We start from the raw sequence: 253 nt of genomic DNA on the forward strand, positions 1-253 counted from the left end.
CCCGAGTTCTCTCAAGCGCCTTAGTATTCTCTACCTGACCACCTGTGTCGGTTTGGGGTACGATTCCATATAATCTGAAGCTTAGAGGCTTTTCCTGGAAGTATGGCATCAGCAACTTCATCACCTTAGTGACTCGTCTCGTGTCTCAGGTTTAGTGTTCGTCCGGATTTACCTAAACAAACGCCCTACTCACTTTCACATGGACTACCAACGCCATGCTTGCTTAGCCTGCTCCGTCCCCCCATCGCAATTA

At 49.0% G+C, this 253-nt stretch carries 1 rRNA gene; it reads right to left on the reverse strand.

The annotated features are described in order from the left end of the window. Positions 1 to 253: ribosomal RNA gene (locus H5058_RS18325) — 23S ribosomal RNA — on the reverse strand; the annotation flags it as partial.

It is taken from the genome of Pseudoalteromonas sp. SR45-4 (assembly GCF_014163535.1).
Taxonomy (GTDB): Bacteria; Pseudomonadota; Gammaproteobacteria; order Enterobacterales; family Alteromonadaceae; genus Pseudoalteromonas; species Pseudoalteromonas nigrifaciens.